General features: G+C 43.3%; 11 protein-coding genes and 1 tRNA gene. 10 read left to right on the forward strand and 2 right to left on the reverse strand.

The genetic code is table 11. The annotated features are described in order from the left end of the window. Window positions 1-21 precede the first annotated feature (21 nt). The 10 genes from MHO82_RS23440 to luxS all read left to right on the forward strand — a co-directional run bounded on the left by MHO82_RS23440 (window position 22) and on the right by luxS (window position 11,099). A tRNA-Arg gene (locus tag MHO82_RS23440) sits at window positions 22-98 on the forward strand. Window positions 99-569: 471 nt separating this feature from the next. Next, window positions 570-818, forward strand: a complete 249-nt coding sequence (locus MHO82_RS23445; RefSeq protein ID WP_239188589.1) for an oxaloacetate decarboxylase subunit gamma — start codon at window positions 570-572, stop codon at window positions 816-818. Window positions 819-857: 39 nt separating this feature from the next. Then, the gene (gene oadA, locus MHO82_RS23450) at window positions 858-2,636 is read left to right on the forward strand and encodes a sodium-extruding oxaloacetate decarboxylase subunit alpha (protein WP_239188591.1); all 1,779 of its coding nucleotides are present in this window, start codon (window positions 858-860) and stop codon (window positions 2,634-2,636) included. Between the two features lie 10 nt (window positions 2,637-2,646). Then, window positions 2,647-3,780 carry a sodium ion-translocating decarboxylase subunit beta gene (locus MHO82_RS23455; RefSeq protein WP_239188593.1) on the forward strand — a complete coding sequence of 378 codons (1,134 nt, stop codon included), beginning with the start codon at window positions 2,647-2,649 and terminating at the stop codon, window positions 3,778-3,780. Between the two features lie 129 nt (window positions 3,781-3,909). Next, entirely contained in the window at window positions 3,910-4,860 is a 951-nt protein-coding gene (locus MHO82_RS23460) for an NADP-dependent oxidoreductase (protein WP_239188596.1), read from the forward strand. A gap of 35 nt (window positions 4,861-4,895) precedes the next feature. Beyond that, window positions 4,896-5,327 carry a YqaA family protein gene (locus MHO82_RS23465; protein WP_239188599.1) on the forward strand — a complete coding sequence of 144 codons (432 nt, stop codon included), beginning with the start codon at window positions 4,896-4,898 and terminating at the stop codon, window positions 5,325-5,327. A 10-nt stretch (window positions 5,328-5,337) separates the two neighbouring features. Beyond that, entirely contained in the window at window positions 5,338-8,181 is a 2,844-nt protein-coding gene (locus MHO82_RS23470; protein ID WP_239188601.1) for a pitrilysin family protein, read from the forward strand. A gap of 108 nt (window positions 8,182-8,289) precedes the next feature. Beyond that, complete coding sequence (gshA, locus tag MHO82_RS23475; RefSeq protein ID WP_239188603.1) at window positions 8,290-9,855, forward strand: glutamate--cysteine ligase; 1,566 nt, start codon at window positions 8,290-8,292, stop codon at window positions 9,853-9,855. Between the two features lie 56 nt (window positions 9,856-9,911). After that, a complete protein-coding gene (locus MHO82_RS23480; RefSeq protein ID WP_239188605.1) occupies window positions 9,912-10,526 on the forward strand; it encodes a hypothetical protein in 615 nt (204 codons plus the stop codon). 54 nt (window positions 10,527-10,580) lie between these two features. Beyond that, window positions 10,581-11,099, forward strand: a complete 519-nt coding sequence (gene luxS, locus MHO82_RS23485; protein ID WP_239188607.1) for an S-ribosylhomocysteine lyase — start codon at window positions 10,581-10,583, stop codon at window positions 11,097-11,099. Window positions 11,100-11,195: 96 nt separating this feature from the next. Here luxS and MHO82_RS23490 read toward each other — a convergent pair whose 3' ends face one another. Together MHO82_RS23490 and MHO82_RS23495 are read right to left on the reverse strand one after the other, a co-directional pair. Further along, complete coding sequence (locus MHO82_RS23490; RefSeq protein ID WP_239188609.1) at window positions 11,196-12,473, reverse strand: CNNM domain-containing protein; 1,278 nt, start codon at window positions 12,471-12,473, stop codon at window positions 11,196-11,198. A 90-nt stretch (window positions 12,474-12,563) separates the two neighbouring features. Further along, window positions 12,564-13,361 carry an inner membrane protein YpjD gene (locus tag MHO82_RS23495; RefSeq protein ID WP_239188611.1) on the reverse strand — a complete coding sequence of 266 codons (798 nt, stop codon included), beginning with the start codon at window positions 13,359-13,361 and terminating at the stop codon, window positions 12,564-12,566. Window positions 13,362-13,402 lie beyond the last annotated feature (41 nt).

Below are 13,402 nucleotides of genomic sequence, written 5' to 3' on the forward strand. Positions count from 1 at the left end.
ACAGACAAAAAGAATTATTGCGCGCTCGTAGCTCAGCTGGATAGAGTACCTGGCTACGAACCAGGCGGTCGAAGGTTCGAATCCTTCCGAGCGCGCCATTATTTTAAACCTGATCTTAGTATCAGGTTTTTTTATGTCTGAAATCAAATCGCCTTTGAGCCATTTAGGGTGATTAATACAACCCTCTCTCCTCACTCGCTCCAAGTTGTAACGACAGTAGTCGGGGAGTAATATTTCTGTCCTAATCTATTATTTATCCCTTCCTTCTTTTTTGTTAACTGTAAATAATCATACCGTTAACCATAAATTTACATTTGTGTTGTTTTTCATGGTTTTTTTCTAGTTTATTTAATATATGCCGCTCTTTTGGTTGTTTTTTGTCTCTTTTTCTAGTTGCTGATAGACGAAATGGGTAGGATTGTACCCATATTAAGGGTTTTATTGTTCAAATTGGTCTTTTTAATAATGAATATCTGTTTGTCCTTCTTAAGGATTAAACAAAATTGACAAATTTTTACATGTCGTGATAATCCTTAACCCAACTGTCACAAAAAAGAAAGGAAGCAACGATGACAGATTTAGGAAGCCAGTTGTGGGAAGCTGCAACACTCATGGTGACAGGAATGACCGTGGTGTTCATATTCCTTACCATCCTAGTCTTTTTAGTTCGATTAATGTCAAAGCTTGTAGCTGAGGAACAACCTCCTCAATCACAAGTAGCAACTCAAAAAATCAAACCAACAAGTTCAATTGTGAAACCTGAGGTTGCCGCAGCGATCTCTGTTGCTGTTCATAAGTACCGTCAATCAAACAGTTGATCTGTTCTTTAGGATAAAAATTACAAGGAGTTTGTGAGCATGTCCAAGCCACTTTCCATCACGGATGTAGTATTACGTGATGCACACCAATCATTATTTGCAACACGCATGCGTATCGAAGATATGCTACCTATCGCCGCTGAGCTAGACAAAGTCGGATACTGGTCTTTAGAAACTTGGGGTGGGGCAACGTTTGATGCCTGTATTCGTTTTTTAGGGGAAGATCCGTGGGAGCGTTTACGTGAGCTGAAAAAAGCCATGCCGAATACACCAATGCAAATGTTACTGCGTGGGCAGAACTTGCTTGGTTACCGCCACTATGCTGATGATGTCGTCGAAAAATTTGTAGAGCGTGCACATAAAAATGGCATGGATGTTTTCCGGATTTTTGATGCCATGAACGATGTGCGTAATTTTGAAAAAGCCGTGAAAGCAACGATTGATGTTGGGGCTCATGCTCAAGGGACCATCTCATACACAACCAGTCCGGTTCACAATACGGATTCTTGGGTTGATCTTGCTAAACGATTGGAAGATTTAGGTTGCCACTCCATTTGCATTAAAGACATGTCTGGTCTACTTAAGCCGTACGAAGCAGAAGAGCTGATCACTCGTATTAAATCTTCTTGTGATGTGCCGCTCGCTTTACATTCTCATGCCACAACAGGACTTTCGACAGCGACAGCAGTAAAGGCCGTTGAAGCTGGAATTGATATTCTGGATACCGCGATCTCTTCAATGAGCCAAACTTATGGCCATACTCCAACTGAAACTGTGGTTGCGATGTTAGAAGGGACTGAGCGCGATACTAACTTGAAACTGGATCAGCTTGAGCCGATTGCCGCTTATTTCCGTGAAGTTCGTAAAAAATACGCGAAATTTGAAGGTCAGATGAAAGGGGTTGATTCACGTATTTTGATTGCTCAAGTTCCTGGCGGCATGCTAACGAACATGGAAGCGCAGTTAAAAGAGCAGGGTGCAGCGGATCGAATGGATGAAGTGCTGGCTGAGATCCCTCGCGTTCGTGAAGATTTAGGTCATATTCCATTGGTGACACCAACGTCTCAAATTGTGGGTACTCAGTCGGTTATTAATGTTTTAACGGGTGAGCGTTATAAGAGCATTACGAAAGAGACGGCAGGGGTCTTAAAAGGGGAATACGGTGCAACACCTGCGAAAGTCAATGCAGAGCTGCAAGCAAAAGTGTTGGATGGCGCTGAAGCCATTACTTGCCGCCCTGCTGATCTACTGACTTCGGAGCTTGATGTGTTAAGTAATGAGCTTGTCAGCAAAGCAAAAGAAGACAGTATTACCTTAGCCGATGAGCACATCGATGACGTACTGACCTACGCCTTGTTCCCTCAGGTCGGTCTTAAATTTCTTAAAAATCGTAATAACCCAGAGGCGTTTGAACCCGCACCGGGTACTGAGCCAGAAGTTGCGCCTGTGGCAGCACCAGCTCAAGCCCAAGGTGGCATTGAAACTTACAGTGTGAAAGTTGACGGCCAAGTTTATGACGTCGAAGTGGGCCCTCAAGGGCAAGTGTCAGCCGTCGCTCCTTCGACATCGGCAGCAACAGCGCCTGCTGCGGTTGCTCCGTCTGTGTCTGAAGCGGTTCCTGCTCCTTTGGCTGGCAACATTTTTAAAGTGAATGTTCAAGCTGGTGCTCAGGTGTCTGAAGGCGACGTTATTCTGATCTTAGAAGCGATGAAGATGGAAACGGAAGTGCGTGCTGCACGTGGTGGTGTAGTACAAGAACTGCATGTGAAAGAAGGTGATGCTGTTGCAGTGGGGTCTCCACTCGTCAGTTTAGGGTAAGGGTAAGTGCATGGATGCTTTATTAACATTGTGGTCTGAAACCGGGATCGCAAACTTTGAGTTTACTCAACTCATTATGATTGCAGTTGGTTGTACGCTACTGTTTCTGGCTATTCGTAAAGGTTTTGAGCCACTGTTGCTGTTACCTATTGGTTTTGGTGCCATTCTTGCGAACATTCCTAATGCTGGTTTCACCGACCCTGGTGGGTTGCTCTATTATGTGTACTACATCGGAATTGAAACGGGGATTTTCCCACTGTTGATTTTCTTAGGTGTAGGGGCAATGACAGACTTTGGTGCTTTGATCGCGAACCCAAAGACATTATGGCTAGGTGCTGCGGCTCAGTTTGGTATTTTTGCAACCTTATTTGGGGCAATTTTATTAAACATGATCCCAGGGATGGAGTTTAACCTTGCGGATGCTTCTTCCATTGCGATTATTGGTGGTGCTGATGGCCCGACAGCCATTTTCTTATCGAGTCAGTTATCGCCTGACTTATTAGGAGCGATTGCTGTGGCTGCTTACAGCTATATGGCATTAGTGCCAATTATTCAGCCACCAATCATGAAAGCGTTAACTTCACCGGAAGAGCGTAAGATTCAAATGGCACAGTTGCGCCATGTGAGTAAAACTGAAAAAGTGCTGTTCCCGCTGGCTGTACTTGTCATGACCATTTTGTTCTTACCATCCGCAACTCCGCTTGTTGGTATGTTCTGTTTGGGTAATTTAATGCGTGAAAGTGGGGTGGTTGATCGCTTATCACAAACGGCTCAGAATGAGTTGATTAATGTCGTTACTATCTTCTTAGGTTTAGGGGTTGGTTCAAGGCTGCAAGCAGAGCACTTCTTAAACGTAGAAACATTGGGTATTTTAGCGTTAGGTGCAGTGGCATTCAGTATTGGTACTGGTGCTGGTGTCATCATGGCAAAAATATTGAATAAGTACTCGAAAGAAGACATTAACCCACTATTGGGGGCAGCAGGTGTTTCTGCGGTACCAATGGCGGCACGTGTTGTGAATAAAGTCGGTTTAGAAGCAAACCCACAGAACTTTTTATTAATGCACGCAATGGGGCCAAATGTCGCAGGTGTATTAGGCTCTGCGGTTGCTGCTGGTATCTTACTTGCGCTCGTGGGTGGTTAATTTCTTAATTGCTGTTAACTAAACCACAAATTTGTTAAATAGAAAGGGGTGCTGTTGGCATCCCTTTTTGTATCTTATTAAGTTACATCATCTGCCCTGCTATGTGGCACTAACACTGTAAGGTCTGTTATGTCTGAAAATAAACACATTGTTATTACCGAGTTTGGTGATCCCTCCGTTCTTGATATTCATACCTCTTCTATTCCGGTTCCAGAAAATGGCCAAGTTGTCGTTAAAGTTGCTTTTGCTGGTGTTAACCCGATAGATGTGAAAACTCGGGCTGGGCTCGGTTGGGCTGCGGAAAAAAATAAAGATAATTTACCTTGGACCCCTGGTTATGACATTGCAGGCACTGTTGTGGCTTGCGGTGACAAGGCTGAACGATTTATGGCGGGCCAAAATGTGGCTGGTTTCATTGGTTTTCCGCTACAAGGTGGTGGGTATAGTCAGTACGTAGTGGTTGATGAAAATGCATTAAGTGCAGTGCCCGATGCGGTTATTTTAGAAGCGGCGGCGGTGTTGCCTTTGGCTGGCCAAACGGCAGTGCAAGCATTAGATAAAGCCCAGGTAAAATCGGGCGAGCGTGTGCTTATTTTGGCCGGTGCCGGTGGTGTCGGGCATTTAGCGGTACAAATTGCGGTGGCAGCACAGACTGAGGTGTTTACCACGTGCAGTGAAAAGAATTTAGATTATATGGCTACCTTAGGGGCTCATGCGATTAACTATCAGTTCTCGCCTGTGTCTGAGCGTTTATCTGATGTGGATGTTTTGATTGATTTGGTAGGTGGAGAGGCGGCACTTGATGCGCTGAAATGTTTAGCGGACGATGCCCGAGTTGTTTCGGTGCCAACCAATACAGCACAAATGGTCTGTGAAAAAGCCACGGCATTAGGGTTTAAAGCAAGTGGTATGCTTGTGGAACCGGCCCCTGATCAACTTGATGCCATGCTGTACATGGTGAGTGTTGGTTTGTTAAAAACAGAGATTGCTGATGTGATCCCTATGGCGCAAGTTGCGAATGCACACGAGAAAGTGGCGACTGGGCATACGCGTGGAAAAATCATTTTAGAGATGAAGTAGTTGTCCTTGTTATTTTAGATAAGTGTGAAAATTAGATGTTGTCATTTTTTAATGCAGATTCTGCATTGTGGATATTATTTTCAACGGGTTTTTTAAGTGCAACATTACTACCGGGAGGCTCTGAGGCTTCATTAGTTGCCACATTACATCTTGATGAGCACAGCACTTGGTTAATCATTGCCATTGCGACTTTAGGAAATACGTTGGGGGGAATGACTAACTATTGGTTAGGTTTATTGCTTCCGGATAAAACTTCCAACCAAAAACATGGTCATAAAGCTCTACGTTGGTTAAAGCGACATGGCTATTGGGCATTGTTGCTAAGCTGGTTACCAATAATTGGTGAGCCTCTGTGTTTAGCAGCGGGTTGGCTACGTATGCGTTTTTGGCCAAGTTTGTTTGTTATTATGATTGGAAAAGCAGCTCGATACTCAATATTGGCGCTGATCGTACATGGTATTATATAAAGGAGAGCCAATGAAAAAGTGGCTGGTAGGTACATTTGTTGTTACTTTGGCGGGGTGCTCTAGCTTACCGTCTGATCTGTCTTCGGTTCCGGAAGGAATTACTCTTGTTGACTATGTTGCCCCTGAATCTGGCAAGTTAGTTATTCCATACTCAAAGTATCAACTCGATAATGGCCTGACTGTCATTTTAAGTCCTGATAAATCGGATCCGCTGGTGCACGTGGATGTGACTTATCATGTTGGCTCTGCTCGTGAAGAAATTGGTAAGTCTGGTTTTGCTCACTTTTTTGAACATATGATGTTCCAAGGCTCTGAGAACGTTGGTGATCAGGAGCATTTTCGTTTGGTTACGGAAGCGGGTGGTAGTCTTAATGGCACAACGAACCGAGACCGAACCAATTATTTTGAAACGGTACCAGCAAACCAGTTAGAAAAAATGCTGTGGCTTGAGTCGGATCGAATGGGCTTCCTATTAGATGCGGTTTCACAAAAGAAATTTGAGATCCAGCGCAGTACCGTGAAAAATGAGCGAGCACAGCGTTATGATAATCGCCCTTACGGTTTAGTGTATGAGCGTATTGGTGAGGCGCTTTATCCTCAAGATCATCCATATTCTTGGCAAACGATCGGCTATGTAGAAGATTTAGATCGTGTTGATGTTAATGATTTGAAAGCTTTCTTCTTACGTTGGTATGGCCCAAATAATGCGGTGATCACCATTGGTGGTGATATCGATACTAAGCAGACGTTAGAGTGGGTAAATAAATACTTTGGCTCGATCCCTCGTGGTCCTGAAGTTGTTGATGCACCAAAGCAGCCCGTGACGTTAGATGATAACCGTTACCTGACATTGGAAGATAATATTCGTCAGCCAATGCTAATGATGGCGTTTCCAACCACATATCTTGGTGAGAAAGACGAAGCTAGCTTGGATATGTTAGCGAAGTTAATTGGTGGCGGAAAAACAAGTCTGCTATATAACAAGCTAGTGAAAACAGGCAAAGTTGTGGATGCTGGAGCTTTCCATGACTGTGGTGAGATTGCATGTACCTTGTATGTGTATGCCATGGCAGAATCTGGTGAGAATGGTGATTTACAACCTGTCTATCAGCAAGTGATGGAAGTGTTGGACCAATTTGAGCAAAAAGGCGTTACTCAACGTGAATTAGAGGAAATCCAGGGTATCGCTGAGGCCAGCGCCATCTTTGGTTTGCAAAGCGTGAAGGGCAAGGTCTCTCAGTTGGCGTCGTATGAAACCTTTTATGGCAACCCAAATCGGTTAGGTAAAGAGCTTGAGCAGCTGCGCAATGTGACTGCATCAGACATTATGAAAGCGTACAAAACGTTTTTGAATGGTCATAATAAAGTGGCTCTGAGTGTGGTACCAAAAGGGCAAACTGAGCTTGCAGCTTATCCTGAGAACTTTACGCCACCACCACGTCAGTTACCAGATTACCAGAAGATCAGTGAGGAACAACTGGTTGTCCGTAAAGCGCTAGATACCTTTGATCGTTCCGTTATGCCATTACCCTCTGCGCCAGTGGAAGCGACGATGCCTGAAATCTATCAAACCACCCTTGATAGTGGAATCAATGTGCTAGGAACCGTTGCGACAGAAACCCCAACCATTGAATTGCAACTGCTACTTCCTGCGGGTAATCGTTATGTTGAACCGGGTAAAGAAGGTTTAGCAGGCTTAACTGCAGCGATGCTGAAAGAAGGTACGACTTCACGCAGTGCCGAAGAGATTCAACAAGCTCTCGACACTTTAGGGAGTACCGTTCGTGTCAGTGCTGGTGGCTATACCACGAACGTATCAGTGACGTCGTTAACGAAAAATATCGATGCAACTTTAGCGATTGCAAAAGAAATTTTGTTCCAGCCAGCGTTTAATCAAAGTGACTTTGATCGTTTGAAAAAACAGGCTCTGGAAGGCGTGATCTATGAGCATCAAAAACCGTCTTGGTTAGCGTCTCAAGCGACCCGTCAAGTTTTGTTTGATGGAAGCTTATTCAGCCGTGCCAGTGATGGAACAACTACATCGTTAGAGTCGTTAACATTGGATGATGTGAAGGCGTTCTATCGTGAGCATTACACGCCAAAAGGGGCGGATCTTATTGCGGTGGGTGATATCAGCCAAAAGCAATTGGTGAAAAAGCTAAAGCCATTGTCTGAGTGGACAGGTCCTGAACCGAAAATGTTGTCGCCTCAGCTGCTTCCAGAATTGGATAAGCAATCTATCTATTTAGTGGATAAGCCAAATGCACCGCAAAGTGTGGTTCGTTTGATCCGACAGGGGCTCGATTATGATGCAACGGGAGAGTTATACAAAACTCAGTTAGCAAACTTTAACTTAGCGGGTAATTTTAACAGTCGTATTAATTTAAACCTTCGAGAAGATAAAGGTTATACCTACGGTGCCGGCGGTTATTTACTGGGGACAAAAGAAGTCGGGATGATTGCTTTCTATGCACAGGTAAGAGCCAATGCCACGACGGCTTCTATTAAAGAGTTTTTATCTGAATTAGAGAGCTACTCAACAGAAGGGATCACTGAAAAAGAGTTAGACTTTATGCGCTTGGCTGTTGGCCAGAAAGATGCTCTGAGTTATGAAACTCCGGGCAAAAAAGCGAGTTTGCTTGCCAAAATGCTAACCTATTCATTAGATAATGACTTTATTGAACAGCGTAATGATATTGCTGCGACGATTTCACAAGCAGAGCTTAATAAGCTTGCTGCTAAATGGTTTAACCCAAGCCAGTATCAAATTGTTGTAGTAGGAGATGCGGCGAAGTTACGGCCTGAACTTGAGCAATTAGGCTTACCAATAGAAGCTTTACAAGTTCAACAGTAATACAAATGAAAAAGCTGGTTCGCCAGCTTTTTTGCTATTTTTTTAATAGTAATCAGGGCTAATAATTATTATGCTAGCTCGATTACACCCAAAGAAATGAGTACAGTTTTGACAGATTTTGCCCAACGGCTACAGCAGGTTGCGAATAACCCTGATGCCTTCACTCAGATTGGACGTGGATTAGAGAGAGAAGCGCTGCGTTTCACGCCTGATGGTCAGTTATCTGAACAACCACATCCAGCAGGCCTTGGCTCAGCGTTAACCAATAAGTGGATCACCACCGACTTTGCTGAGTCTTTATTGGAGTTCATTACTCCGGTGTCGCGTGATGTGGATACGTTACTGGATCAGCTCACAGATATTCATCACTATACCTTTACTCAGATGGGTGATGAGAAGCTGTGGCCTTTGTCGATGCCATGTTTTGTGAATAATGAAGAAAGCATTGTATTGGCTCAGTATGGTTCATCGAACTCGGGCAAAATGAAAACCCTCTATCGTGAAGGACTGAAGTCTCGTTACGGTAGCGCGATGCAAGTGATCTCTGGTGTGCATTTTAACTTCTCTTTTTCAGATGAATTTTGGGAACAATTATTTGGTGAACAATCAGAGCAAGAGCGTCAGGACTCAGTGTCTGATGCTTATTTTGGTTTGGTTCGTAATTACTATCGTTTTGGTTGGTTAATTCCTTATTTCTTTGGTGCCTCACCAGCGTTATGCAGCTCTTTCCTTCAAGGTCGTGAAACTCAACTGCCGTTTGAAAATATTGATCAAACATTATATTTGCCTTACGCAACATCTTTGCGTTTAAGCGATCTGGGCTACACCAATAATGCACAAAGCAGCTTAAAGATTGGTTTTAATGATCTTGATGAATACTTATTAGGTCTGAAGAAAGCCATCCGAACACCATCAGCAGAATTTGATGCGTTGGGAGTCAAAGTGGATGGTGAATATCGTCAGTTGAACAGTAATGTACTGCAAATTGAGAATGAACTTTATTCACCAATTAGACCAAAACGTGTTGCTCTTAATGGCGAAAAACCATCTGAAGCGCTGGCTCGTGGCGGGGTGGAATATATTGAAGTTCGTTCACTGGATGTGAACCCATATAGCCCGACAGGGATCACTGCTGATCAAGTGAGATTCTTAGACTTATTTTTAACTTGGAGTGTGCTCTCTGATTCTGCGCCAATGGATGATGCTGAACTGGCTTGCTGGCGTGATAATTGGAATAAGATCATTACAGAAGGTCGTAAGCCGGGTCTAGAGCTTCAAATTGGCTGCCAAGGAGAACGCTTAACTCAAAATGCATGGGGTAAGCGTGTTTTTGCTGAACTTGAACAGGTGGCTAAAGCCATGGATACCGCTGCTGGTGGCGATGAATATCAGCAAACTTGTGCGCGCTTAAATGAGTGCTTAGATAATCCAGAGCTAACTATTTCAGGTCAATTATTAAAAGACACTAAGCAAGCGGGCGGAATTGGTACCGTTGGGTGTGAGCTAGCCGCTAAATATCGTAAGCAGCTGCTAGATCATCAATATAAAGTGTATTCGAATGAGCTAATGGCTCAAGAAGCGGCATCTTCTATAGAGACTCAGAAAAAAATAGAGGCTTCAGATACCGTATCGTTTGATGATTTTTTAGCAGATTATTTTGCAGATTTATCTTAACTTAAATAAGGCACCGTTGAGTGCCTTATTTTTTATCTGGATTTTATGTATTTACCATGAAATGTCGTGATTTTAATAAAATCTTAATGCTTGCTGTTAGCGGTAGTCTTTTATCAGGCTGTGCAACGGCTCCCCCTAAACAGCAAGATGATTTATGCCAGATCTTTCGAGAAAAGCCACAATGGTACAGTGATGCTCACGCAATGGAAGAAGAGTGGGGAACCCCTATTCAAATTGCCATGGCATTTGTTAAGCAGGAAAGCAGTTTCGTTCATGATGCTCGTCCACCGAAAGATTACTTACTTGGCTTTATTCCTTGGGGTAGAAGCAGTAGTGCATACGGTTATTCCCAAGCACAAGATCCTGCATGGGAAGATTACCAAAAAGCGACCAATAATGGTGGGTCGCGCACCAGTTTTGATGATGCTATGTTATTTATTGGTTGGTATACCAGCGAAACTCAAAGTCAACTAGGTGTATCGAAATGGGATGCATATAATCAGTACTTGGCTTACCATGAGGGCAGAGGCGGTTTTAAGCGTAAGTCTTATCAACAGAAGCCACAAATCATGCGTGTTGCTCGTAAAGTCGAACAGCAGGCGAAAGACTATGGTTGGCAATTAAAGCACTGCCGTAGTGAATTGGAAGAGAATCGCAGTTGGTGGTTTTAGCCAGCTATACACATAAAGAATAAGCGGGGGTGCCCGTGGCAATGGAGAATTAAAATGCCTTTACTAGATAGTTTCACTGTTGATCATACTCGAATGAATGCGCCAGCAGTGCGGGTTGCCAAAACGATGCAAACACCAAAAGGTGATACGATCACTGTGTTTGATTTACGTTTTTGCGCTCCAAATAAAGATATCTTAAGCGAGAAAGGGATTCACACATTAGAGCATCTGTATGCGGGTTTCATGCGCTCACACCTTAATGGCTCTGCGGTTGAAATCATTGATATTTCACCGATGGGATGTCGTACTGGCTTTTATATGAGCCTGATTGGGACTCCATCAGAGCAAGAAGTGGCTACAGCGTGGTTAGCCGCGATGGAAGATGTATTAAAAGTAGAATCGCAAAACAAGATCCCAGAGTTGAATGAATATCAATGTGGGACTTATAGCATGCACTCATTAGAGGAAGCGAAAGCTATTTCCCAAACAATTGTTGATATGGGCATTTCAGTGAATCAAAATGATGAACTGGCTCTGCCAGAGTCGATGCTTCAAGAATTGAAAGTAGGTTAATACTGTCAGTATTTTGTGTTGATTTTTAGGTAATAAAAAAGAGCCTCGATAGGCTCTTTTCTGTATGTGAGATTAGGATGTATACGCGATAATTTCTTAAGAAGCTTTCTTCGCTGGTATCGGGTATACCTTAACAAGTTTGATCTTGTTTTCCGTAATTTCGATGATTTCCATCAAATGATCTTCAAGCTGAATACTTAGCTGGCTCTCCGGAATATGCTCTAAATGTTCTAGGATCAGGCCATTTAGTGTTCTTGGGCCATCAGTAGGAAGTTTCCATTTCAGGCCTTTATTGATATCTCGTATATTGGTGCTGCCTTCAATTAAGAAACTACCGTCCGCTTGCGGGATAATTTCATCCGATAAGCTAGGTGCTATTGAGGTTGTAAACTCACCAACAATTTCTTCTAAAATATCTTCAAGGGTGATCAAACCTTGAATATCACCATATTCATCAACCACTAAGCCAATTCGCTCTTTATTGCGCTGAAACTTTAATAGTTGAATGTTGAGCGGTGTGGCTTCTGGAATGAAATACACTTCATCTGCTGCGCGCAATAAAATTTCTTTATTGAATTCGTTTTTCTCTAACATTAAACGGTAAGATTCACGCAGACGAAGCATACCGACCACCTCATCAATCTGATCGCGGTACAACACGATACGGCCGTGAGGTGAGTGAGTTAGCTGGCGTACAATAGATTTCCAATCGTCATTAATATCAATGCCTGTGATTTCGTTACGTGGCACCATAATGTCATCAACGGTGACATGCTCTAAATCTAAAATTGAAATCAACATATCTTGGTGGCGACGAGGGATTAGCCCGCCAGCCTCATGAACGACAGTACGAAGCTCCTCTGAACTTAAATGATCACCACCCACAGAATCGGCACGAATACCGAGTAAGCGTAAAAAACCGTTTGTGATCAGATTTACCAGCCATACAAGAGGTGACAGCAGTTTCATGAGTACATTAAGTAAAACACTGCTGGTATAAGCAACTCGTTCAGGGTAAAGCGCAGCGAGGGTTTTTGGTGTGACTTCTGCGAAAACCAGTACAACTAAGGTGAGGGCACCCGTTGCAATGGCGACGCCCAAATCACCGAATAGACGCATACCTAAGATAGTAGCAATGGCTGATGCCAGAATATTGACGAGGTTGTTACCGATCAAGATCAATCCGATTAAGCGATCAGGGCGGTTTAGTAAGCGTTCAACACGTTTAGCGCCTTTATGCCCTTGATTGGCTAAGTGCTTTAGGCGGTAACGATTAAGGGACATCATTCCAGTTTCTGAGCCTGAAAAGTAACCAGAAACAATTATAAGCATTGCTAATATTGTAAATAAAGCACCAGTGGATATGTCGTCCAAACTATTTTTTTCCTTTTATGTAGGATGGCAATATAAAGTAATTACTAAAATAGGTACTGCTGTCAAATAAATATTTAACAGTGCTGACCACTAATTGATCAAAATGATTTCACGGACAAATCGGCTACCGAAATAAGCCAGTGTGAGTAAAGAAGCCCCACTAATGCTAAACCAAAGCACTTTCCGGCCTCGCCAGCCTTCGCGATAATGTCCCCAAAGGAGTGTACTGTAAACAATCCAAGCGATGAACGATAATACTGCTTTGTGGGCTTTACCTTGGGCAAACATGTCATCGACAAACACTAGCCCGGTGAGTAAAGTAACCGTTAATAAGCAAGTACCAACTAAAATGATCTTGAAAAGCTGCCTTTCTACCATCATTAATGGAGGTAGATTAGGGTTAATCGCTAAAGATTTTTTGCTCTTCAGTTTATGATCCAACCAGGCGAGTTGCAGAGCATAAAGCGTTGCAATTGTCAGGGTTGAGTAAGCAAATAATGCGAGCGAAATATGCAGCAATACTTTGGGGTTTGCTTCTAAGTGTGTAATGAAAGCACCGGGTAAAAAGGTTGCTGCCGTTAAGTTTATGGCGGCAAAGCTATAGATCACAGGCAGCAGGAACCAGACTCTTACTTTCAGCATCGCTGCACTCATAACGAGAGAAATAATAAAACTTATGAGTGACGCAACATTTAAAATGCTGAGATTTTGTCCGCTTCCATCTAGAATAAGGTCTTTGAGTAATAAAGCATGTAATACTAAGGCCACGCAGGCACAGCCAAATACAGAGCGGGATTTAATGCCACTCTGGCTTGCAAGCCCTGGAACCACAAGGCCTAGAGCAAGGGTATAAAATAAGGCGGCCACAAGGGCTATTAACATATCCATATTTATCGCAGATCACTGAATATTTGTCGGTCAGAGCATCG

The organism is Vibrio sp. Of7-15, assembly GCF_022347565.1.
Taxonomy (GTDB): Bacteria; Pseudomonadota; Gammaproteobacteria; order Enterobacterales; family Vibrionaceae; genus NORP241.

Excerpts from the sequence above, each read along its gene's own strand:
- MHO82_RS23445 (WP_239188589.1), top strand. The coding sequence starts at position 570 with ATGACAGATTTAGGAAGCCAGTTGTGGGAAGCTGCAACACTCATGGTG.
- oadA (WP_239188591.1), top strand. The coding sequence starts at position 858 with ATGTCCAAGCCACTTTCCATCACGGATGTAGTATTACGTGATGCACAC.
- MHO82_RS23455 (WP_239188593.1), top strand. The coding sequence starts at position 2,647 with ATGGATGCTTTATTAACATTGTGGTCTGAAACCGGGATCGCAAACTTT.
- MHO82_RS23460 (WP_239188596.1), top strand. The coding sequence starts at position 3,910 with ATGTCTGAAAATAAACACATTGTTATTACCGAGTTTGGTGATCCCTCC.
- MHO82_RS23465 (WP_239188599.1), top strand. The coding sequence starts at position 4,896 with ATGTTGTCATTTTTTAATGCAGATTCTGCATTGTGGATATTATTTTCA.
- MHO82_RS23470 (WP_239188601.1), top strand. The coding sequence starts at position 5,338 with ATGAAAAAGTGGCTGGTAGGTACATTTGTTGTTACTTTGGCGGGGTGC.
- MHO82_RS23480 (WP_239188605.1), top strand. The coding sequence starts at position 9,912 with ATGAAATGTCGTGATTTTAATAAAATCTTAATGCTTGCTGTTAGCGGT.
- luxS (WP_239188607.1), top strand. The coding sequence starts at position 10,581 with ATGCCTTTACTAGATAGTTTCACTGTTGATCATACTCGAATGAATGCG.
- MHO82_RS23495 (WP_239188611.1), bottom strand. The coding sequence starts at position 13,361 with ATGGATATGTTAATAGCCCTTGTGGCCGCCTTATTTTATACCCTTGCT.